Annotated in this window: 15 protein-coding genes; 5 read left to right on the top strand and 10 right to left on the bottom strand. The window is 73.1% G+C overall.

The features are described 5' to 3' along the window. The first annotated feature begins 13 nt into the window (after positions 1 to 13). Positions 14 to 1,318, top strand: coding sequence for an ABC transporter ATP-binding protein (locus B207_RS32130; RefSeq protein ID WP_230204788.1), 1,305 nt, complete (start codon positions 14 to 16; stop codon positions 1,316 to 1,318). After that, entirely contained in the window at positions 1,315 to 2,100 is a 786-nt protein-coding gene (locus tag B207_RS0101960) for an ABC transporter permease subunit (RefSeq protein ID WP_018634827.1), read from the top strand. Before B207_RS32130 ends, B207_RS0101960 begins: the two co-directional genes overlap by 4 nt. 63 nt (positions 2,101 to 2,163) lie before the next feature. Here B207_RS0101960 and B207_RS0101955 read toward each other — a convergent pair whose 3' ends face one another. Both B207_RS0101955 and B207_RS0101950 read right to left on the bottom strand, forming a co-directional pair. Beyond that, complete coding sequence (locus B207_RS0101955) at positions 2,164 to 4,011, bottom strand: hypothetical protein (RefSeq protein ID WP_018634826.1); 1,848 nt, start codon at positions 4,009 to 4,011, stop codon at positions 2,164 to 2,166. A 310-nt stretch (positions 4,012 to 4,321) separates the two neighbouring features. Further along, a complete protein-coding gene (locus tag B207_RS0101950; RefSeq protein ID WP_018634824.1) occupies positions 4,322 to 5,857 on the bottom strand; it encodes an MATE family efflux transporter in 1,536 nt (511 codons plus the stop codon). A gap of 265 nt (positions 5,858 to 6,122) precedes the next feature. Between B207_RS0101950 and B207_RS0101945 the strand changes: the two genes are divergently transcribed. Continuing rightward, positions 6,123 to 7,829, top strand: a complete 1,707-nt coding sequence (locus B207_RS0101945) for a glycosyltransferase family 4 protein (protein ID WP_018634823.1) — start codon at positions 6,123 to 6,125, stop codon at positions 7,827 to 7,829. Here B207_RS0101945 and B207_RS0101940 read toward each other — a convergent pair. The 3 genes from B207_RS0101940 to B207_RS0101930 form a co-directional block, all read right to left on the bottom strand. Next, positions 7,826 to 9,214 carry a hypothetical protein gene (locus B207_RS0101940; RefSeq protein WP_018634821.1) on the bottom strand — a complete coding sequence of 463 codons (1,389 nt, stop codon included), beginning with the start codon at positions 9,212 to 9,214 and terminating at the stop codon, positions 7,826 to 7,828. The two genes, B207_RS0101945 and B207_RS0101940, sit on opposite strands and share 4 nt — an antisense overlap. A gap of 271 nt (positions 9,215 to 9,485) precedes the next feature. Then, the gene (locus B207_RS32125; RefSeq protein ID WP_018634820.1) at positions 9,486 to 13,565 is read right to left on the bottom strand and encodes an alpha-(1->3)-arabinofuranosyltransferase domain-containing protein; all 4,080 of its coding nucleotides are present in this window, start codon (positions 13,563 to 13,565) and stop codon (positions 9,486 to 9,488) included. A gap of 376 nt (positions 13,566 to 13,941) precedes the next feature. Then, positions 13,942 to 15,084 carry a dolichyl-phosphate beta-glucosyltransferase gene (locus tag B207_RS0101930; RefSeq protein WP_018634819.1) on the bottom strand — a complete coding sequence of 381 codons (1,143 nt, stop codon included), beginning with the start codon at positions 15,082 to 15,084 and terminating at the stop codon, positions 13,942 to 13,944. A 763-nt stretch (positions 15,085 to 15,847) separates the two neighbouring features. Here B207_RS0101930 and B207_RS32120 point away from each other — a divergent pair. After that, entirely contained in the window at positions 15,848 to 16,372 is a 525-nt protein-coding gene (locus tag B207_RS32120) for a hypothetical protein (protein ID WP_035739713.1), read from the top strand. Here B207_RS32120 and B207_RS0101920 read toward each other — a convergent pair. From B207_RS0101920 to B207_RS0101910, 3 genes are all read right to left on the bottom strand, one after another. After that, on the bottom strand, positions 16,318 to 16,803 hold the full coding sequence (locus B207_RS0101920) for a ribose-5-phosphate isomerase (RefSeq protein WP_018634817.1): 486 nt from the start codon (positions 16,801 to 16,803) through the stop codon (positions 16,318 to 16,320). The two genes, B207_RS32120 and B207_RS0101920, sit on opposite strands and share 55 nt — an antisense overlap. Before the next feature lie 86 nt (positions 16,804 to 16,889). After that, positions 16,890 to 17,558, bottom strand: coding sequence for a mycothiol-dependent nitroreductase Rv2466c family protein (locus B207_RS0101915; RefSeq protein ID WP_018634815.1), 669 nt, complete (start codon positions 17,556 to 17,558; stop codon positions 16,890 to 16,892). 95 nt (positions 17,559 to 17,653) lie between these two features. Continuing rightward, the gene (locus B207_RS0101910; RefSeq protein WP_018634814.1) at positions 17,654 to 18,817 is read right to left on the bottom strand and encodes an AI-2E family transporter; all 1,164 of its coding nucleotides are present in this window, start codon (positions 18,815 to 18,817) and stop codon (positions 17,654 to 17,656) included. A 530-nt stretch (positions 18,818 to 19,347) separates the two neighbouring features. Here B207_RS0101910 and pepN point away from each other — a divergent pair. Beyond that, positions 19,348 to 21,906, top strand: coding sequence for an aminopeptidase N (gene pepN, locus B207_RS0101905; protein WP_018634813.1), 2,559 nt, complete (start codon positions 19,348 to 19,350; stop codon positions 21,904 to 21,906). Positions 21,907 to 22,093: 187 nt separating this feature from the next. Here the strand turns inward: pepN and B207_RS0101900 are convergent, their stop codons facing one another. Both B207_RS0101900 and B207_RS0101895 read right to left on the bottom strand, forming a co-directional pair. Continuing rightward, complete coding sequence (locus B207_RS0101900) at positions 22,094 to 22,495, bottom strand: DUF5130 family protein (protein WP_018634812.1); 402 nt, start codon at positions 22,493 to 22,495, stop codon at positions 22,094 to 22,096. Beyond that, a complete protein-coding gene (locus B207_RS0101895; RefSeq protein WP_018634811.1) occupies positions 22,482 to 22,934 on the bottom strand; it encodes a hypothetical protein in 453 nt (150 codons plus the stop codon). Before B207_RS0101895 ends, B207_RS0101900 begins: the two co-directional genes overlap by 14 nt. Positions 22,935 to 22,944: the final 10 nt, after the last annotated feature.

Raw genomic sequence — 22,944 nt, 5'->3', positions numbered from 1 at the left:
CGACAGCCAGGCCATGACGTCAGGTATCCCCGCGATGCCGGCGCAGAACCGGCACGCCCCTGCCGGCCCGGTGACGGATACCGGCCACGCCCAGGGCCACGGCCAGGGCCAGGGCCACGGCCAGGGCCACGGCCACGCCGGGCCCGTCCTGCCGGTCGCCCCGTTGGCCGGTGATCTGCCCGGCAGCGCGAGCTCGGTGCCGCAGACCGCTCCGTGCCAGTCGCAGACCGCGGGCCGGCCGGGTACCCGGCCCGGCATCCGGCAGCGGCCGGGCGGGTCCGAACCCGCGCCCGCCGACGCGGCGGTGTGGACGCGTGGGCTGACCAAGCAGTACGGGCAGCGACGCGTGGTCGACCAGCTGGACCTGCTGATCCCCGCGGGGGCGCTCTCCGGGTTCGTCGGGCCCAACGGCGCAGGCAAGTCGACGACACTGCGCATGCTGCTCGGGCTGGTCCGCCCGAGTGCGGGCAGCGCCCGGGTACTCGGGGAGCCGGTGAGCGCACCCGACCGGTATCTGGGCCGCACCGGTGCGATGATCGAGGGACCGACGTTCCATCCGGGCCTGTCCGCGCGGCGCAATCTGGAGCAGCTCGCGCTGTTGCGCGGTGTGGGCACCCGTGCCGGCGGCGCGCGCCGCAGCCAGCGGGGCCGGCGCGCCCGGTGGGAGCGGATCGACGAGGTTCTGCACCAGGTCGGGCTGACCAGCCGCGCGGACGACCCGTTCGGGTCGTATTCGCTGGGCATGAAGCAGCGGCTCGGTATCGCCGCCGCGCTGCTGCCGCGCCCGAAACTGCTGATTCTGGACGAGCCGACGAACGGGCTCGACCCGGCCGGCATCCGGGAGATCCGCACCCTGCTGAGGGATCTCGCCGGGACCGGCATGACCGTCTTCGTCTCCAGCCATCTGCTGTCCGAGGTGGAGCAGATCTGCGACCACCTGGTGATGATCCGCAGTGGTCGGATGCTCTTCCAGGGGCATGTCGCCGACCTGTTGGCGGCAGAGGACCCGCGCATTCTGCTAGTGCCTGAACGCGATGACGACGCGGTCCGACTGGCGGGGGTTCTCGGTTCCGCCGGGCTGCGCATCGAGATCGAGATGACGGACGAGTCCTGTTTCGTGCCCACGCTGGTCGAACGGCATCCGGTCGTGGTGGCGCACGCCCCCGGAGGGCTGGCGGCGGACATCAACCGGCTGGCGATGCGGGCCGGCATCACCCTCCGGTCGATCCGGACCCATCGGCCGAACCTGGAGGAGACGTTCCTGAAAGCGACCGGGGATGTCGACGGCGACCTGACCATGCGAGGCGGTGCCACATGATCAATGCATTCCGGGCCGAATGGGTGCCGCTGCTGCGCCGGCGCTTTCTCGTCGGCACACTGGCGGCGGTCTCCGCCGTGGCCGCGCTGGGGGCAGTGCTGACGATCTTCTCGGCGGGCCGCACCGACTTCGACGGTGACCCGGTGACGGTCTCCATGCTCGCCGCGCCGGCGGGAGTCGCCGAGGGCCTGGTGTCGGTCACGATCCTGCTGGGCGTCGTCGCCCTGTCGGTGACGGCCGCGGCGCTCGCCGGCGAGTACTCCCGCGGGACGCTGCGGACCCAGCTGATCGCGCAGCCGCACCGGCTGCGCCTGCTGGGTGGCAAGGCACTGGCACTGGCACTTTTCGTGGTACTGGTGGTCGCCGTGGCAGCGTTCGTCGCGGTGGCTCTGTCGTTCGCGCTGGCACCGGTGAAGGGCGTTCCGACGGATCAGTGGCGGACCTGGGAGGGAATGGCGACAGTCGGCCGGAGCCTGGTCAATGTGTCACTCGGGTCCCTGGGGTACGCCGTCGTCGGCGCGCTGGCCGCCGTGGTGCTGCGCTCGCCGGCCGCGGCGATCGCCGTCGGGCTCGCCTACGCCCTGCCGGTGGAGATGCTCGTCGGACGGATCTACGACCCGGCCGGCGGCTGGCTGCCCGCCCACCTGATGGAGATCATGGCTGTCGGCGGGACGGGCCACGCCACCCCGTGGGCGGACGCCGGCCTGCGGGTGCTGGCCTTCTGCGCGGTGTCCGTACTGATCACGGCAGTGCTGTTCCGCCGCCGTGATGTCACCGCCTGACCGGGCATCACCGCCTGACCGGGTGCCACCGGCCTGACCGGGTGCCACCGCCTGCTGCGCGGCTCAGTCCTCCAACAGGACGTCCAGGTTCACCCGCAGCAGCCACTGGTCGAGTTTGAACGGCGGGTAGGGCCAGGGAATGCCGTCCAGCACCAGCTGGTTCACCGGCAGCCACAGGATGCGCCGACGGGCGTCGATCGCGCCGCGGCGCAGGCCGACATAGCGGGTCGCCGGGCCGCGCAGGCGGTCGAGGCCCACGTCGAGCGGCTCGAGCATGCGGAACGTCATGCGGGCCCCGGTGCCTGCGGGTCGCACCGCTGTGACCGTGCCGTTCAGCCCGGCCAGCAGGACGGCTCCGGTCTCGGGGTCGATGGTCAGGCTGCGGACGAGCCCGCCACGTTCGGTGCCGGGGACGAGGAAGTCCGGCCGGTTCTCGGCGCCCCAGGTCTCGACGGGCCAGTTGCCGGTGGCCGGGGTGCGGGTGACGAGGCCCCGCTCCCGGCCGAGTTTCGGATAGACGGCGAGGGTGTCCGCGCGCAGGCCGTCGGCCCTCGTCCGGGCGACGTAGAGGGTGCCGTCGGCGCCGAAGGCGGCGGTCTCCATCCGGGACCGGTCCTGCACGGCGCGCACGGCCGTGCTCTTCGGCGTGATCCGTCCGGTCGAGGCCTGGTAGGAGAACTCCTGGATCGGAAACGGCAGAGTGGCGTGGTTCGCGTCCCGGCAGTCGCTGATCAGGACGAAGCGCTCGTCGTCGACCTCGCTGGTCGGGTCGGCAGCCACCTCCCGCGGGTTGACCACGAGGGGGACGCCCAGTGGCCGGACCTGCGGATACTGCCAGTAGGCCCGCACACGCCCGTCGAGGTCGAGCACGATCAGGGCCCCGTTGTCGGTGCCGCCCTGCCCGGTGCCGAGGTACTGCGCGACCACCAGATGCCCGCTGCGTGGGAGCCGGGCGATGGATGTCAGGCCGCGCGCCGACCGTGGCTGGCCTCCCTGGCCGGGCGGGAACGCGTTGGCGGCGACCCAGGGCTCGACGGTGGCCGCGAGCGCGTCGCCGGTGCGGGAGAGCCCGGGGTCGTAGACCCAGTTGCCGCCGGCGCCGGCGCGGCCACTGATCCCGCCGGCACCGTTGCGGCGCAGCTGCCCGAAGGCCGGGAGCTGGCCGTAGCTGCGGACGTCCCAGAAGTAGTAGGGGATCAGCGAGACGAAGACTGCCCGCTCGCCCTGCTCGCCGGCCGGCGCGGGCACGACGACGACGTCCGACACGTCGCCGCCGCCGATGCCGGAGAAGAGCGGGTCCGGCCGCGGCTGGGTCTCCCGGCCGGTGGACGACGGGATGGCGAGCCGGGTGAAGCTGCGCTCTTCCGGCTCGAACAGGCCCAGTTCCATACCGGTGCCGGTGAGCTTGGACTGGTCGTCGGTGAAGGGGGTGGTCCCGATGAACACCGTCCCGTCGGCGGCGACCGCCGACATGAAGGCGGCCTGGCCCGGGCCGAAGCCCCAGCCGGGGACGTCCACCGTGCTGATCGGCGACGAATCGTCCAGCTCGCCGAAGCTGCCCGGAGCACCGAAGATCGACAGCAGGCCGCGAGGGATCTTGCGGGACGGGACGGGCGGCACGGGAGTGGATCCCCCTCCCGGGCCGGCCTGGTCGGTCGGTGCCGACGGCCAGGGCTGATCGTCCGGGCCGCCCGCGGTCAGCCGCCAGGCGGCAGCACCCCCCGCGGCGACGGCGGCCAGGCCGCCGGCGCCGGCGATCAGGCGACGGCGACTGACGCCGCTGTCCGTCCGGCCCGGAGGTCTCGCCGGTGGCCAGTGTTGCGGCTGAGCCTGTGACCGTCGCGTGGCGGCGGGGCCGAACTCGTTCGTCGCGTCCGGGTCACGGTGGGCGGCGTCCGTGGATTCGGGCATCAGACCAGGTCGACCATGGGCCGCCGGGACCCGGCGGCCGGCGCCGGCGGGACGACAGAGGACAGGGGCCGGGGCGGACCGCCGCCGCCTGGCGGGCCTGGCGGGCCTGGCGGACCTGGCGGGCCTGGCGGGCCCGGCGGGCCCGGCGGGCCCGGCGAGCGCTCGACAAGCAGACTGATGAGAACCACGTGGTCTCCGTTTCGTCGGGAACGCCGCTCCCACAGTTTCTCTGGCGGTGGTGCATACCCGGGACAACGGGTTCCAGGGCCGACATCCGGTCAGCGATGGAACGGCGGCGATGAGCGCCTGGTCACCAGACGCCGGCGGGCCGTACCCCGCCGGCACCGCTGCCGGGTGGGGCCTGCTCCGGGCGGATGCCACCCGCGCCGTCCCTTGCTCCTGCAGCCTGCGCCACTCCTGCAGCCTGCGCCCGCCCCACTGCCGGTGACGACGCGGGCCTCCCCGTCGCGGACGGCGGGACCGCACCGGCCGCCGCCGGAGCCGGCGAGGGCGTCTTGGTGACGGGGGCGGACCCGCGCGCGTCGGCCCGGTGCACGAGGTGCACGACCACACCGAGCGCGACAGCGGTCACGGCCTGGCTGGCCAGCACCATCACCGCCGTGCGCATGGCGTCGCCGCCGGCACCGCCGATGGCCGCCGCCGACCCGCAGGCGCAGACCGCCAGGACCACGACCACCCGCCGTTGGGCCGCTCCGAGCAGGTAGGTCGCGAACATCAGCGTCACGGCCAGGCAGGTCATGCCGAGCGCCAGGATGGACAGGGCGGACGACGCGCCGGCCAGCTCCGAGCCGAAGACCAGCGACAGCAGGGGTTCGGCCGCGACCGCGCCGGCGGCGGCGAGCGCGAGGCCCGGTGCCACGACGAGGGCGAGGGCTACACCGAGCGCGGCCGCGGCGCCGTGGCCCTCGGCACGGCGCCGCGCGGCCTCGGGCAGCAGGAAGTTCGCCACCGCCAGGCCGATGAACACCGGCACCTTGCACGCGGTGGCGATCGCCGCGTACTCGCCGGCGCCGTCGTGGTTCAGCCAGCCGACGATCACGACGTCCATGTTCTGCAGCAGGGCCAGCGGGATCAGGGCGCCGAGCGCGACCCAGGTGCTGGCGAGCAGCCCCGCCCGGCGGACGACCTGTGCCTGACGGATCGTCAGCGGCCCGGTCGAGGCCAGGGCCGCCGTGCTGGCAGCGCGGCGGGACACCGGCAGGGCCCGGGGCACCTTCGCGAGGCCCTTGCGGGCATGGTCGGTGGCCAGCGCGGTGCCCAGCACGAGCCCGAGGCCGGCTCCGTTCACCCCGAGGCCCGCGACGACGAGGACGACGATGAGGCTGACCCGGATCGCGGCCTCGACCATGAAGTTGGCCGCGAGCCGCTGGTAGGCCCCGCGGGCCTGGAGCACGCCGCGTTCCACGCACAGCAGCGTCCACACCGCCGCGCCGATGACGGCCTCGGCGACGGCCAGGGGATGCGCGTAGGAGAGCAGCATGGCCGCCGGGCGGCAGACCACCATCGCCACCACCGCGGCGATGAGGACACCGACGAGACACCGGCGGCGCAACCGGCGGATCCAGGCCCACTGCTCGCGCCGGCTGTCGCCGTCCGCCGCGGTCTCCTTCTGCACGACCGCGATGAGCAGCGCGTTGCCACCCACCGAGAGCACCATGAAGATGCTCACCTGGACGACCACCGCCCCGTAGGCCGACGGGTCGAGAACCCGCGCGAGCACGAGGTTCATCACCAGGTTGAGTCCGTTGGCTGCCGCGCCGGCGACCGCGAGCGCAGCCGGCCCGGCCACCAACCCCGCGATGGTCGCCCGAGCGCGGGTCACCATGGGCCTCTCCCGGTTCCGGTCGTCGGCTGCGCGGCCGGGTGGCGCACCACCCGGGACGTGAGGCAGGTCACCGGCGATGATGACATGAATTGTCGCAATGGTACGGCTCTGGCATCACCGGCGGGGTCCTGGCCACGTTCAGGGGCACCGAGAGTGGGGCCCGGGTCGGACCGCGCGCGCCCGGGACCGGTCGCGGCCGCGACGAGAGCTGTCAGTAAGTTCTCGGCAGACAGCCGCCGACCGAACCGGTGAGGAGAGTGATCCGGTGACACGAGTTCCGGGGTCCGGTGATCCGGTGACGACGGCCGCGCGACGGCCGCTCCAAGCCCTGGCAGGTCGCCACCTGGTCTTTCTGAACTGGCGGGACAACGAGCATCCGCAGGCCGGCGGAGCCGAGCTGTTCTGTCACTCCATCGCGGAGCGGTTCGCCGCGGCCGGGGTCCGGGTCACGCTGCTCACCTCCCGCCCGCCGGGGGCCGCCGCGGAAAGCCACGCGAAGGGTGTCGCCGTCCGCCGGGGCGGTGGCACCTTCGGGGTATACCCGTCGGTGCTCGCGCGCCTCGCGCGGATGGCCCGCTCGGCCGAGGGCGTCGACGCGGTCGTCGACTGCCAGAACGGGATCCCCTTCTTCAGCCCGCTGGTGCTCCCGCCGCGGATCCCGGTGGTGCAGGTGCTGCACCACGTTCACCAGAAGCAGTTCCCGCTGTACTTCCCGGGCCCGGTCGCCCGCGTCGGCCAACTCCTGGAAGCGCCGGGCAGCCGCTGGATCTACCGGCGGCGACCGGTCGCCGTGGTTTCTCCGTCCACCCGGGACGAGGCCCGCGGCGTGCTGGCTCTGCCCGGCGCGCGCTTCCTCGTCCCCAACGGCGTGGCCGCCGGCAGCCCCGCCTCAGCGGGCACCCCGGCGGGCGACCCGCTCCCGGGCGGCCACGCCGAACTCCCGGAGCGGGCCGTGCGGCCGACCATCGTGTGCGTCGGCCGGCTCGTCCCGCACAAGCGCCTGCACCTGCTGATCGAGACGCTCCCCGCGCTGCTCGCGCGGCACCCGGGCCTGTGCGTGCACCTCGTCGGGGACGGTCCGGACCGCGAGCGGCTCACCGGCATCGCCGAACGGCTCGGGCTCACCCAGGGAGACAGCTCCTCGGACGCGGTCATCCGGTGGCACGGCTTCGCCAGCCCCGAGGTCCGCGACGCCGTTCTCGCCTCGGCCTGGCTGACGGTGAACCCGTCCCACGGTGAGGGCTGGGGCCTGTCGGTGCTGGAGGCCAACGGGCTCGGCGTGCCCGCCGTGGCCTTCCGGGTGCCAGGCCTGCGCGACTCCGTCCGCGACGGGGTGACCGGCTGGCTCGTGGACGAACCCGGGCACCTGGTCGATGCCATCGACCGCGCGCTCGGCCTGCTCTCCGATCCGGCCCGCGCCCGCACCCTGCGTGCGGCGGCCCGCGACTGGGCGGGCGGTTTCAGCTGGGACGGCAGCGCCGACCTGCTCGCCGGTGTCATCGCCTCCGAGCTCGACCTCCTCGGTGGGGGCCGCGCGCTGTCGGAACCGGGGCCCGGTGAGCCCCCTGCCGGGCGCGGCCGGCGGCTCGCCCTGTCGGCGCGTCCGGGCGCACGCACGGCGGCAGGCCCGGGCCTGCCGGCTCGCGACCGGCGGCGCGCCGACGACCAGACGACACTGGTCGAGTTCGAGCTGGCGGCCGGCGCCGAGCCGCCCGTGTTCCGTCGCACGGACCTGCTGTTCGAACTGTCACCGTCGACCGCCGGCATCGGGCAACCGGGTCTCCACCCGGAGGAGCCGGGCGCAGGCCCGGGCACTCGACGACTGGTCGCGCTCTTCTACGGAGCGGACAACACCGGTGCCCGGGCGGCGCTCGCCCGCCGTGGGCTGCGCCCAGCCACCCGCCCACGCCCCGCCACCGGCGAGGATCTGCTGCTCGCGGCGGCACGTGCGCGCAGCCACGCCAGCACCTAGGAGCGGGCCTCCTCGGTGATCAGGGCCAGGCTCTCCCGGTAGATCTGCGCGAACCGGGCCACTCCGGCCGGGTCGAACAGGTGCCGGTGGTGGCAGAAGGTCAGGCGCAGGCGGTCGCCGTTGCCCGCGACGCAGATGATGAGGCCCTGGGGCATGCCGCTGGTGCCGACGAAGGACAGGCCCGAGATCCGTGGCCGGTCCGGCTCCGGCACCGCGTCGACGTCGACCCGCCCGATGTTGCTCACTGCCAGGCTCGGGGTGAGGAACGGGCGGGCCGCCGTGACGGCGCAGTGCAGGACCGCCGTCCGCAGCGACCGGGGAACGGCTGCCGTCGCCGTCCTCACGGCCACGGTCATTCCCGCCCCGGCCCACCCGGTCGGCCTCTGCTTGGCGGCGCGGGTCTGATCGACCACCGCGCCGGACAGCAGCGGCGCCGCCGCGCGTTCGGCGGCCGTCGATGTGATCATCACCTGGCCGGAGCGGTTTCCCAGGTCACCGCTCGCCCGCGAGCCCTCGGACGCCGGTGCGAGGGGCATCCGCACCCGCAGCGTCCGGCTGCGGCGGCCGTGTTCGGTGTTCCAGCGTTCGGCGGCCAGATGCGCGGCGGCGAGCAGCAGATCGTTCACGGTCATCCGCCGGCCGTCGGCCAGCGTCACCGGCCCGGGGACAGGCAGGTCCATCGGGTGGATGCCGTACCCCTGCGCGAGAGAGGGACCGCACGGGACGAGGTGGCGCATCGTCCAGCGGCGGGCCGCCCGTGGGCGGGGCGCCGCCTCCGACCCCGCCCGCGTTCCCCTGCCCGCACCCGCCGGGCTGGCCGGGCTGGCTGGGCCCACTGCCCCGTCCGCGCTCGGGTCCGCGCCTTTCCCGGAGCCTCGCACGGTGGCTGCCGGCAGGCGGGAGTCCACAGCGCAGCCGGCGATGATCTCCTGGAGAAGAGCCAGGACGCTCACTCCGTCAAGTGCCGCGTGGTGGGCGACGAGGCCGATCGCGTCGCCGGTCGGGCGGTGCGCGAGCAGCAGACGGACCGGGGGCTCCGACCGCAGGTTGAACGGGCGGGAGCACAGGGATTCCAGCGCGCGCCAGATGGCCGGGTCCATGCCCTCCTCGTCCTGGGGGCCGGCCTGGATCTCGTGGATCAGGTCGGGGGGCATACCGGATTCGGCGGGGAAGTCCCAGCCGGTGGCGGTACCGAAGCCGCCGGCGATACGCGCCCGGGCGATCGGGTGGTTACGCAGGGAGCGGTAGAGCGCGCCACGCAGCCGGGCCGTGTGGACGGCGGCGTCCGTCTCGGCGAGGACGCCGACGGTGAGGGGCGATCGGCGGCGGTCCGAGGCGAGGATGAGCTCCTCGTCAAGCTCCAGCGCCCGTCGTTGTCGGACCACCGGCGTGGGCGGCTTCGGCCGCGCCGCGGTGGACGTCCCGGGTCGCCTGCCGCCGCCGGATCCAGGCGTCGGACCAGATCCGCCCTGCGGGTCGGGACAGGTCGCCCCTCTCCGGGTCTCGCCGGGGGTCGGGCGGATGTCCACCGTCGCATGCAGGTGCCTTGTTTCAAGGCCGCCGCGACGCGTTTCCACACGGGCGGAGCCGAACCCGGTGCGCAGCGTGCCTTTGCCCGAGGGAGACATTCACCTGCCCTTTCAGATCAGTGTGCGATCACACCCCGCGGCGTCCGGAGTACCCGCGGTGCGGGAGCGCCCGCGGGAGCGGGATCGTCTCCGCGCCGTTCAGGGCGTTGTCGGAGACGTGCCGGGGCTCGCGCGGGGGCGGTTCGACCTGGCGCAGCGCGAGGGCGGAGATGGTCGCGGCGAAGGCGAGGGTGCCGAGGACCTGCGCCGGCGTCCCGAACGGGCCCTCGCCGGTGAACGGGAGCGCCTGGGGAGCAGTCGACACCACGATGCCGGCGCCGATCATCCCGACCACCGCCAGGAGGCCGGGCACCCAGCGCAGCCGGCGGGCGACGAGCACGATCACCGGGACGACCAGCGCCATCGGGCCGGCGACCAGGAACACGGCCGCCGTCGCGAACGCCAGGCCCGCCCAGGTCATCGGCAGGCGCACGGCGAGGCGGCGGCTCAGCCGGGTCAGCCGGTCGGCTGCCTGGACGCCGTCCGCGCCCCCCCGCGCGCCGTCCACCCCGCCGCGGGGGCGGTCCGCACCTCCGGGAGCACCCTCGGGAGCACCTTCGAGGACACCACCGTCGAGGGCGTACCGGCGGCGGGCCCGGGCGGTGTCGGGGACGACGGCCACCGCCACGAGAACGAGCACCAGCCCGAGCCCGACGAGCAGGTTGCGGCGGTAGGACTGGCCCGGATGGTTCTCGATGACGACCGTGCCGCCCTCGCCGGCCGGGACGATCCAGCCCTGGGCCCAGCCGTCGAGGCGGACGGCGGTGAGCGGCCGGCCGTCCAGGGCCGCCGTCCAGGAGGCGTTGGCGTTCTCCCGCACGGAGACGAACGAGGCGGCGCCGGCGCCGATCTCGATGGTGCGCTTCTCCGCGTCCCAGCTCCCGATCGCCGTCGACCGCGGCTTCTCGGTGCTGCCGACGGCACCGTTGCCGACCAGGCTGATGGAGTCGACGACGATGGTGGAGCCGCCGAGGTCAACCGTCAGCAGGTGGGAGCCGGCACCGAGCGCGATCTGGCTGTTTTCAGTGCACAGGCTGAGCCGGAACGGCCGCGCGGTGGAGATGTTGCTGTAGACGCCCTCGATCCGCAGGTCGTGGCGGACGCCGTCCACGATCAGCGAGGGGCCCCTCCCACAGGGGATGATCAACGGCGCGTCGGAGGTGTTGACAGCGGAGCCGGCGGGTGGCGGCAGCGCGGTGGCGGTGCCGGCGAGGGTGAAGGTCATGGGGCGGGGAACCTCGAACCTCCGCCCGAACGTGAGCTCCTCGGAGCCGCCGAACGGCTGCAGCGGGTCGACCCGGTAGCGCTCGAACGAGTAGGCGACCAGGCCCTGGCTCGGCGCCTGGAACGCGCTGATCAGGTCGGACGGTGTCTGCGCGTAGCGGTGGAAGCTCGCGCCGGGGATGTCGATCTCCCGCAGGCCCGCCCCGAGGGTGGGATCGCCCTCGTTGGTGACCTTCTCCAGGGTGATGCGGAACCAGCGGCTCTCCCCCGGCGGCACGGCGAGGCGCTGGATGTCCTCGATCGGTCTGGTCGGCGTCACGACGGAGCCGTTTTCGGTGGTGACGCGCAACGCGTGCACCTCCGGGCGCCAGTCGCCTTCCGCGAGCACCCGGATGTCGATGTACGGCGCGGCGAGTTCCCGGCCCACGTCGAGCTGGATCCACTCGCCCTGTGAGGTGGCGCCGCGGTGCCGCAGCGCCGTCCAGGAGGTCGAGGTCTGCCCGTCGACGGCCGCCTGCGGTGCGAAGTCGGGAGCGGCGAGCAGGTCGAAGCCGTAGGAGGAGGCGGTGACGGACATTCCGTCGGTGAAGCCCGCGACGGTCTGGTGGCCGGCGACAGGCCGGTCCGTCCACTGGCTCGGCGGTTCCGCCTGACCCACGACGTTCTCGTCCGGGCCGAGCAGATAGGACGTGGCGTCGCGGATGATCCCGAAGGTGAAGTCACGCCGGGTGTTGGTGTCGGTCACCGCCAGCGCGGTCGTCGGCATGATGATCTCGGACGCCGGTGGCGGCGCGGTGATGGGCGCGAGAGTCGTCGTGGAGTTCGTTTCGCCCGCGGCGGCCGAGACCTGCTCGGCTTCGGCGAGGTCGCTGGCCAGGACGACGGCCCGGTCCGAGCCGACCAGGCCCTGGTCGGCGAGCTGGACCAGCGCCTCCGGACCGCCGGAGACGACGACGCCGGTGTCGAGCGGGTAGGCCTGGACCAGGCGGGCGCCGCCGGGTACCGTCCAGACCTCCAGGGACGGCACCCGTTCCTCCGAACGCCGCAGGGTGTCGATCAGCCGTGCCGTGGAGCCTGTGCGGGCCTCGATGGTGGGGCCGAACGTCGCGACCCGCTCCAGGCCCGAGCTCTGCAGCGAACGACGCAGCTGGTCGGTGGACGGGGGGATGTCCCAGTCCTTGATCTCGATGTCGTTGCGGATGAGCACCGTCCCGATCCCGGCGCGGGACAGGGTGGCGGACAGCCCCGGGGTGTTCCCGGTGGCCATCATCGTCTCGATGCCGTCCATGAGGCGGGTGGTACCGACGCCGCCGAGCGGGATGAGGCTGCGGGCGCCCCACGGCGAGCTGGCGAGCCACTGCAGCGGCTCGTCGAGCGGGCGTCCCCACCGGTACTCGGCGAACGGAGAGCCGGGGAGCACCAGCGTGCGCCCGTTCTCCGGATGCTCGGCGAGCCAGTCCGCGGCCTGGGCCCAGTACTCCGGGACTTCCTTGAACGGCCTGGGCTGCAGGCCCTTGCCCTCCAGCAGAGGCAGCATGGCGACGACGAGCGCCGCGGCGGAGATCAGGGACACCAGGACCGGTACGACCCGGCGGCGCCCCGCCGCCGCCCGGCCCTCGGCACCTTCCGCGCCCCGCCGCGGGTTCGCCCTCCCGGGCGGGCGTGCCCCGTCCGCGTCCGTCGATCCGGCGCGGCCCGGACGCCAGGCCAGGGCCACCGCGAGGAGGTGCGCGAGTCCCAGCGCCAGCGGCAGCCGCACGACCGGCTGGAACTTGTAGACGTTGCGCAGGAACCCGAACGGCTCGGTGAGCAGCGCACGCAGGCCGTCCGCGAACGGACTGCCCGGGGTGCCCGAGTACGAGGACGAGACCGCGACCACGCCCACCGTCAGACTGACCAGCAGGAGACGGCGCGCAGGCAGGTCACGCCGGGCCAGGCCGGCCAGGCCGAACGCGGCGACCGTGGCCGAGGCGACGACCGCCGCGGCGTTGGAGACGTACTCCCGGGCCGCGGGCAGCCACGGCGTCGGCAGCGAGAGGTAGGCCATCCAGTCCGCGGCGCCGCGCAGAGTCTCCCCGACCGACGTCGTCGACGTGGTCGTCTCCGCCGTCTCGGTGAACGGCAGGAAGTTGATGCCGTAGCGGCCCTGTACAGCGAGCGAGAGCAGCCACCAGGCGGTCGCCAGCACGACGCACAGGCACCACCAGCCGCGCAGCGCCCAGGCGCGGCGGCTGCCGCCGGCGAAGACCAGCAGCACGGCCGGGCACAGCAGGACGCAGAGGGTGACGGTCGCATTGATGCCGCCGGTACCGAGCACCGCCAGCCCTGACAGGGCGGCGGCGCGGCGCGGCGAGAGCCGGTTCCGGGCCAGCTTCCCCGCCTGTTCGCCACCGTCGTCACGATGGCCGGTGTCGCTGCCGCCGGCCCCGTCTGGGCGCAGCGCGAGGATCAGCGGAATGATCATCCAGGGCAGCATCGCCGCGCCGGCCAGCGCGACCGACGACGCGCCGATCTTGCCGAGGAACATCGGCGACAGGGCGTAGCTGAGGCCGGCGAGGATGCGGGAGGCATGGCCGCCGATCCCGAGCACCTCGGCGAGCCGGACGGTCCCCCACGCCGCCAGCGTGAGCAGGATGGCCATCCACAGCCGCTGGCTGATCCACGGCGGGACACCGAGCAGATCACCGAGCCCGAAGAACGGGCCCATCGGAAACAGGTAGCCGGCGTACTGGTTCGGCAGAAAGCCGAAGTCGGACGTCGAGTTCCACAGGTGGGTGGCGGCCTTCATGAACTGCCACGGCTCGAGCGAGACGTCCAGCTTGGTGTCGGCGGTGAGTTTGCCGGGTGCCTGGAGCAGGAACAGTGCGAAGAAGCCCACGAACATCGCGGCCAGCGACCAGCGGGACGCCCGTCGGCCTTCCGGACGCCCCGCGTCGGGGCCCGGACGGCCCCGGCCGCGGGCGGGAAGCGCAGGGTGACCGCGACCGCGGGACTCCGCGGGTCCGGGGCCGCCTGCCGGCCCGAGCAGACCCGGCCGGACGGCGCTACCGGCGGGGTTCGGAGAAATAGGAGACTCCAAGCGATGGTCGGGACGGACCCGACCTTCATACATCGTCACGTACGGCGAGCAGAGACCGGCACAGCCGGCGCTTGTCCCCCGATGCCGGCTGGCCGGAGCGGTCGAGCCGATCGCACGCTGTCCGCCTTCCGTGGTCTCATACGCGCCAGACGTGTCCGCCTGGCTGCGCTCACGACCACGATCACGAGGAGTAGGGACCAGGGATTTCCTCAAGGGTGCCGGGCGGGATCAGCCAGCCGGACGCCCGCGCCAGACCGCCTGCGCCGGGCAGCACGGGGCCGGTCGCCATCGCAGGACCGGACGGCTTCGGGGGACCGGATGGCCTGGTGGGCCTCGGAACCGCTGCCGTGGGCGTGGGGGCGGGCGACCTGACGCCCAGCGCGGCGGCCGCGGGAGCGGCCGGCAGGGCAGTCGGAGCGACCGGCAACGCGACCGCGGCAGCGGCCGGAGCAGCGGCAGGCGGCCTCTCGGCCGGGGCGGCGGAGCGGTCAGGCAGCGCCGCGGACGGCTGCGACGGCAGCAGCTGCCCGCCGGGCTCGACGGGCCGTGGGGTGACCGCGCGCCCGAGGAGCTCGGAGGCGTCGAGCACGTTCAGCTCGCCGAGACGCTGCCGGCCGTCGGGCACCGGTGGCAGGCCGGCCCGGTTGCGGTAGCGGCGGGCCCGCACGACATCAACCAGCATCGCCGGGGTGTGCCGGGACATCCGGAACGTGCCTCCGGGTGTCTCGCTCCAGCGCACCGGTACCTCGGCGATGCGGTAACCCATCGAACGCGCGATCGAGAGTACCTCGACGTCGAACCCGAACCCGGTCGACCGGGTCAGGCTGAACAGGATCTTGGCTTCGGCATGGCGGAAGGCCTTGAACCCGCACTGGGTGTCGGCGACATCCAGTGCGACGAGCGAACGGGTGAGCTGGTTGAAGGCCCAACTCCCGGCCTTCCGGCCACTGGTTCTGGTCACGCCGGCGCCGATGCGTCGCGAGCCGAGCGCGACCTCCGCGTGCTCGAGCGCGGCGAGCAGCAGCGGCAGGTCGTTGAGGTCGGAGGCGCCGTCGGCGTCCATGAACACGATGGCCTGGCCGCGGGCCGCGGACACACCGGCCCGGACGGCAGTGCCCTTGCCGCAGTTCCAGGGCAGCCGGACGACCCGGTGGTGCGGGTCGCCGCCGAGCAGGTCCTCGGCGACACAGGCGGTGCCGTCGGTGCTGCCGTCGTCGACGACGATCACCTCGGCCATCTCGATCCGGCCCACGGACGCCAGCAGGCGCGGCAGCGACTCCGGCAGCCGAAGCCCCTCGTTGTAGGCAGGAATGATGATGCTCACGGGCACGCGATCCACTACTCACCCCTCGGCAGCGACGGCAGGTGCGATGACCGGAGCCTCATCGGATGGTTCCTGTCCGTGGCGACCAGTCTGAATCGCCGAGTTTCGGGGGAGTTGCGATGACTGTCAACTTCCTCCCGCCTTAGCACGGGTTGCGCATCCAAGAACCACTGGGCCACCCAGTTACCGGCCACGCCTGGACGACATCCACCGCGAGTTGACATTCAGCATACGGAAGGCCCTGGTGACCAACTCCGCGGACAGGCTGCACTTTGTTCACCAGCAACAGCGGGACCGGGAATTCCACACCCAAAGAAGCCTCCCTGCTACGCATCGCCATAGGCACCTCCCGAGAGCTCTCGACCCGTCACCTGGCGGGGACAAGCCTGGCGGCCATCGACATCGAGGGCCCGTTGGCATTCTTGACGTAGACACTGGCACGACCCGCCAGCGGGTGGGCCGCCCGCAACCCGCCGGCCCGGGGCCCGAACGCCGTCCGGAGCAGTACCGACGCCAGTCCGGGCGGGCCGTCGCGGCGCCCCGGGAAGGCCGCCGGGACAGGCCGCCACCAGCAATTCTCCCGGACGTCCGCGAGGGTTGCGCGGGGGGTTCCCCTACGGGCAGAAATGCAGGTCGTCACCACGGCCACGGAATGGCACCATCGAGTACTCCGCGGGTCGCGCACCGGTCACCACGGAAGAGTGTCGTCGCCCCGTCGGCACGATCCGGCCATTCACCGGGCAGTCACGGATAGTGTCGGCAGGTGACAGCCGTCGGCCAGGCGACGGCGGTCGGCCGGGCGACGGCGGTCGGCCAGGTGACGGCGGTCGGCCGGGTGACGGCGGTCGGCGCTGCCGCCGCAGGCCGGGGCCGGTCTCCGGAGAGGAAAGGGAGGCCCATGCCACGCGACGAGCAGCATCGCGCGGACGCGATGCTGCGCGGGCTGGTCGGCGGGGGCCGCTCGCGGCTCAGTCTCAGCGCCGCGATGCGCGCCCGGGACGTCTCACGCCTCACCGAGGAGGATCTCGCCTGGGCCGAGGAGACGGTCGTGCTGCGCCATGCCCATCCGGCCCAGCCGGCGTCCGAGCCGGCCGCGGAGGAACAGCCGCAGCCGCCCCGTGAGCCCCCCACAGCGCCACTCTCACGGCCAGGCCGGCGTCGTGCGGACGCCAGGGCCGGGCGCTCCCGGCGAGGCGCCTCCAGGCCCGGCGGTCAGGACGCCGGTCGGGGCGGTCAGGACGCCGATGTGGACGGGGACACGCCCGGTAGCTCGCCGGAACGCTCGTAGGCCGAGATCATCCGGATCCGGCGCAGGTGTCGCTGTTCGTCACTGAACGGTGTGGTCAGGAAGACCTCCACCAGTCCGGTCGCCTCGGGCACGGAGTGCATCCGGGCACCGACGCTGATGACGTTCGCGTCGTTGTGCTGGCGGGCGAGGGTCGCCGTCTGCTCGCTCCAGACCAGGGCCGCCCGCACGCCGGCCACCTTGTTCGCGGCGATGACCTCGCCGTTGCCGGAACCGCCGATGACGATCCCGAGGCTGTCGGGCTCCGCCGCGGCCGCCGCGGCGGCGGCCATCACGAACGGCGGGTAGTCGTCGTCGGGGTCGTACTCGACAGGCCCGTGGTCGACGGGCGTGTGGCCGAGCTCCGCGAGGCGGGCGAGCAACGCCTCCTTCAGGTGGAACCCAGCATGATCAGAACCGAGATGGACGCGCATGATGCGCCATCATGCCCGGTCGCCGACGACCGCCGCACCGCCGGTGACGAACCCCTCCCCCGACGGGTGCGACGGGCTTCGGCGGATCAGTCGAAGATCGGTCCCTGGTCGCGGGTGCGCTTGAGCTCGTAGAAGCCAGGGGTCCCGGCGACAAGCAGCACGCCGTCCCAGAGTCGACCCGCGGCCTCACCGCGCGGCGTCGGGGTGACGACCGGCCCGAAGAACGCCGTACCGGCCACGGCGATCACGGGAGTACCGACGTCCATGCCGACCCGGCCGATGCCGTCCTCGTGGCTGGCGCGCAGCTGCTCGTCCCATTCGGTGGAGTGGGCGGCCGCGGCGAGGGCGGGGTCGAGACCGATCTCGGCGAGCGCGGCGGCGAAGGTCTCCTCGGTGAGCTCCGCCTCCTCCAGGTGCCGGCGGCGGCCGATCGCCGTGTAGAGCGGCAGCAGCACCTCGTCACCGGCGGTGGCCGCGGCGGCGATGCAGACCCGCACCGGGCCCCACGCCTGCCGCATCGCCTCCCGGTACGCCTCGGGCACATCCCGCCCGTCGTTGAGAATCGCCAGGCTCATCACGTGCCAGCGGGTGCGCACGGGACGGACCTTCTCCACCTCCAGCATCCAGCGGGACGCCAGCCAGGCCCACGGGCACAGCGGGTCGAACCAGAAATCCGCCTCGACCACCGGATCGTCTCCGGCGGAGTGGGAATCACCGGTGGCGGCACCTGCCGAGATCGTGGTGTCGACTGTCATCGCATCTCCTGAATCGCTGGCCGGTCAACGTCCGCTGGCGGACAGAGACAGGGCGGACGAAACAGACCGGCCGCCCTCGCTGCCCCCGTGCAGCGTCAACCATCCGCAGGCAGTGGTTCCTTCCCCTCCGCGGAAAGATAGGTCGCCACCCGGTTCACCACCGCGACGAAGGGAACAGCCGCGATGGCGCCGGGGATGCCGGCGAGCACCCCGCCCGCCGACAGCGCGATGACGATGGCCAGCGGGTGCAGCCGCACCGCCCGCTTCATGACCAGCGGCTGCAGCAGGTGGCCCTCGATCTGCTGGACCGCCAGCACCACCCCGAGAATGATCAGCGCGTCGCCGAAACCGTTCGACACGAGGGTGACGAGAACGGCCGCGATGCCGGCGACGGTCGCCCCGATGATGGGGATGAAGCCCCCGAAGAACGTGAGCAGTGCCAGTGGGGCCACCAGCGGGACTCCGACCGCGACCAGACCGACGGTGATGCCGACCGCGTCGACCGCGGCGACGAACACCGTCCCGCGGATGTAACCGGTGAGCGTGGACCAGGCCTCCCGGCCGGCACCGCGCACCCGGTCCTCCGCGCCGGCGGGGAAACGGGTGACGATCCAGCTCCAGATCCGCTCGCCGTCGTACAGGAAGAAGAAGGTGGAGAACAGCGCGACGAGAATGCTCGTCAGCACCTCCGCGGCGACCGACGCGGTCGACAGCACGCCGTTGACCACCCGGCCGCGGTTGTCGGTCAGGCTCTTGCGGATGTCGTCGACGAGATCGTCGATCTGCCCCTCGGAGAGGTGGAAGGGCCCGTCCGTCAGGTAGTCGCGGACCTGGTCGACGCCCTCGCTGACCTGGTCGGCGACGGCCGGGATCTCGTTGGCCGCGTTGAAGCCGACGGCGACACCGGCCCCTGTCACCAGCAGGAAGAACACCAGCAGCGAGGCGAACGCCGCACCCAGCCGCGGCATGCCCATCCGCTGGAAGCGGTGCGCCAGTGGATGGATCAGGGCCGCGATGAGCAGGCCGGCGATCACCGGGATCACGACTACCCGCACCCGCCCGACGATCATGGCCATGACGTAGACCGCGGTACCGATGACAAGCAGCCGCCAAGACCACGCGGAGGCGACCCGCAACGACACGGGGACGTGCTGCTCGGCACGGCGTGCGGTCGAGGCGGGAACGGCGGACTCCGTCCCGTTCCCGGCTGCCCGCTGGCCGCGGACGGGCACCCGCCCCAGGCCTGCGACCCGGCGCACCGCCCACCCCCTCGCTCCGGCGCGCGCCGGTTGCTGATGGCCGACTGCCGACGGCTGACGAACGTCGGGACATCTCCTCCGGACATCCAACCCGACAGGACGGACACAGTTCCACCAAGGTCTGGAACACGCACGCTCCGTAGGCAGGCGGGCGACACCCGGCGCATCGCCCGCCCGGTGTGTCACCCGCCCGGTGTGCCGACTGCCCGGTGTGCCCGACTCGCTGTGGTGGGGCGGGGGCCGTCCCGGCGGAGGCTCCCGATGATCCCCGAAGCGCCACGAGGCGCCATGAGGCCCGGTGGTGGTCCGCGGCGTAACCCGGACGTGGTCGGAGCCCACGCGACCGCGTGGGAGACTGGTGCGCGACGTCACGTCATGCCCGTGCGCTCGCGCGGCGGGGCCACCGGGCACCACGCACTCCGGTGGCACCACGCATTCCGGTGGCACCACGCACACCGGGGGCACCACGCACACCGGGCGCGCCGCCCGTTGCCCCGCCGATTCCGCGACGTTTCTGCGAAAGGATCCGGGTGCCTCACAACCTCACCCGCGACGAGGCGCGCGAACGCGCCCGCCTGCTGGCCGTCTCCGCCTACGGCGTCGAGCTCGACCTGACGGTCGGTGACGAGACCTTCCTGTCCAGCACGACCGCCTCGTTCACCTGCACCGAGCCGGGCGCGTCGACCTTCGTCGAGCTGGCGGCGCCCGCGGTGCGGGAGATCGTCCTCAACGGCCGTTCCCTCGACCCGGCCGCTGTGTTCGACGGATGGCGGGTGACGCTGCCCGACCTGGCCGCGACGAACGAGCTGCGCGTCGTCGCCGAGTGCGCCTACTCCCGCACCGGCGAGGGCCTGCACCGCTTCGTGGACCCGGTGGACGGTGCCGTCTACCTCTACACCCAGTTCGAGACGTATGACGCACACCGTATGTACACCTGCTTCGACCAGCCCGACCTGAAGGCGGCCTTCACCCTCGCGGTGACAGCACCGGCGGGCTGGAAGGTCATCTCCAACAGCGTCGTCACCGGCACGGCGGAGGTCGCCGGCGGCGCGGCGCGGACGTCCTTCGCGCCGTCCCCGGTCATGTCGACCTACATCACCGCGCTGGTCGCCGGGCCGTACCACGAGGTGCGTGACCACCACGACGGGATCGATCTCGGGGTGTACTGCCGGCGCTCGCTCGCCGAGTTCCTCGACCCGGACGAGATCTTCCAGATCACGAAGCAGGGGTTCGACTTCTACCACCGGGTCTTCGACTACCGGTACCCGTTCGGCAAGTACGACCAGCTCTTCGTGCCCGAGTTCAACGCCGGCGCGATGGAGAACGCCGGCTGCGTGACCTTCCTCGAGGAGTACGTCTTCCGGGCGAAGGTCACCGAGGCGCGGCGCGAGCGGCGGGCCGAGACGATCCTGCACGAGATGGCCCACATGTGGTTCGGCGACCTGGTCACGATGCGCTGGTGGGACGACCTGTGGCTGAACGAGTCGTTCGCCACCTACATGTCGGTGCTGGCACAGGTGACGTCCACCCGTTTCACCAACGGCTGGACGACCTTCGCGAACGCGGAGAAGGGCTGGGCGTACCGGCAGGACCAGCTCTCCTCGACCCACCCGATCGTCGCCGACGCGCCCGACATGGACGCGGTGCGCACGAACTTCGACGGCATCACCTACGCCAAGGGCGCCTCCGTCCTCAAGCAGCTCGTCGCCTGGGTGGGGCAGGAGGAGTTCCTCGCCGGCCTGCGCAGCTACTTCCGCCGCTACGAGTACGGCAACACCTCGCTGCGGGATCTGCTCGTCGAGCTGGAGCAGGCCAGCGGGCGCGACCTGGCTCCCTGGTCGGCGGACTGGCTGGAGACCACCGGAGCGAACACGCTGCGCCCCCGCTTCACGACGGACGCGGCGGGCCTGTTCACCTCGTTCGAGGTCCGCCAGGAGCCGGCAGGCGCCCCCGCCACCGCGTCGCAGACGCTGCGCCCGCACCGGGTCGCGATCGGCCTGTACGACCGGGACGCCCAGGGCGCGCTGGTCCGGCGCGAGCGGGTCGAACTGGATGTCGTCGGCGAGACCACCGAGGTCGCGAAGCTGGTCGGCGTCCGCCAGCCGGACCTCGTCGTGCTCAACGACGACGACCTCACCTACGCCAAGGTGCGCCTCGACGAGCGCTCGCTGGCCACCCTCACCGAGTCGATCGGGACGATCTCCTCCTCGCTGCCACGGACCCTGTGCTGGGCGGCGGCCTGGGACATGACCCGCGACGCCGAGCTCGCCGCCCGCGACTACGTGCGGCTCGTGCTCTCCGGCATCGACGCCGAGGACGACATCGGCGTGGTTCAGTCACTGGTCGCCAAGGCGGCGCTGACCGTCGACAGCTACGGCGACCCGGCGAACCGGCCGGCGGCGCTGCTGGAGCTGACCACCCGGGCCGAGGAGCTGATGCGCGCTGCCGAGCCGGGCAGCGACCTGCAGCTCGTCTTCGCCACCGCCTTCGCCCAGACCGAGGACCCGGAGCAGATCACCCGGCTACGGGCGATCTTCAAGGGCTCGGACGTCATCGACGGGCTGGTGCTGGACACGGAGCTGCGCTGGACGCTGCTGACCCAGCTGGTGGCCCGCGGCGTCCTCGGCGACGCCGAGATCGACGCGGAGCTCGCCCGTGACAGCACCGCGACCGGGGAGAAGCGCGCCGCCGCCGCCCGCAGCGCCCGCCCGACCGCCGAGGCCAAGGCCGCGGCCTGGTCGGCGGTGATGGACTCGGACACGCTGTCGAACCACCTGGCGGTCGCGACGATGAGCGGCTTCTGGATCAGCGACCAGCAGGAGCTGACCCGGCCGTACGTCGACCGGTTCTTCGCCGAGATCGGCGGCATCTGGAAGACGCGGTCGTTCGACTCGGCTCAGACGATCACCCAGATGCTGTTCCCGTCCGGGGTCGTCGAGCAGGCCACGGTCGACCGGACCGACACCTACCTGGCGGAGCGGGAGCCGGTGCCGGCACTGCGCCGGGCGCTGATGGAGGGCCGGGACGGGCTGGTGCGGGCGCTGGCCGCCCGGGCGAAGGACACCGCCGCCGGCGCGGCGCGCGGCTGAGCCCCGCGCCGGTCACGACACCGTTCCCACTCTGCTCCCACTGCTTTCGCTGCTCCCGGTCGCCGGCGGTCCGCTGACAGCGGGCCGGCGGCGACCGGCGGTGGCCGACCGGCCGGTCAGCGTGACCGGTCGACCGACGTGCCCTCGCGGCCAGGGCCGCCGCGGCTCAGCGGCGGGTGGCCGCGGCTCAGCGGCGGGTGGCCGCGTGCATCGACGGAGCGCCAGCCGCGTCGGCGAGCTGCCGCAACCCGGTGATCACCCCTCCGACGAGGTCGCCGAGAGCGAAGCTGGACGTCATCGCCAGGGTGGCCAGGCCGGCCGCCGCATCGCTGACGCGCTTCTTCGCGACCGGGGTGGTGACCACCCGGACGAACCGCTGGCCTGGGGAGACCGCGATCAGCACGGCCTCGTCACGGTCGAGATCGAGGTCGGCGAGGCTCCCCAGCAGCCGTTCGGCGGCGAGCTCCGGATCGCCGCCGAGCGGGCCGACCCGGACGGCGAACCGGATGCCGCTGGAGTTCTGCGCGGCGAGCCGGGCCCGTTCCAGCCGGTCGGTCTGCTCGGGGGTGAAGGCCTCACCAGCTGCCACTGGCACCACCCGCGCCCGGCGCGGCCCCCGAGCGCTTCTCGTCAAGGTCCTCCGGCTTCTCGCCGATCCAGGTCGTGTCGTGCTCCCACGGCTGACCCGGGCGGTAGCGCGACGGACGACTCAGGCGACTCGTCAGCGCGGTGAGGATGTACGCCAGCAGGAAACCACCGACGACCGTGCCACCGTAGATCGTCCAGGCGTGGACGGCCGACAGCGGGTCGGGGTCGTAGGTGGTCCCCACATCCTGCGCGGACGCGGAGACCGCCAGGAAGGGCACCGTGAACAGGGACAACGCGGCGACGGTGAGCGCGCGGCGCGCGGCGACCCGTCGGCCCGACCGGGAGGTCGAGGACAGGTCGCCGGCCGCGACCGACCGCCGGGACGTACGGCGCGGACGACGTGGAATCACGATCGGAAGGGTACCGGGAACCGGTGTCACCGTCCGTTCC

Origin of the sequence: Parafrankia elaeagni (assembly GCF_000374165.1) — a bacterium.
Taxonomy (GTDB): domain Bacteria; phylum Actinomycetota; class Actinomycetes; order Frankiales; family Frankiaceae; genus Parafrankia; species Parafrankia elaeagni.
Note: the sequence above shows the minus strand (reverse complement) of the source record. Positions and strands in the feature narration are given on the sequence as shown.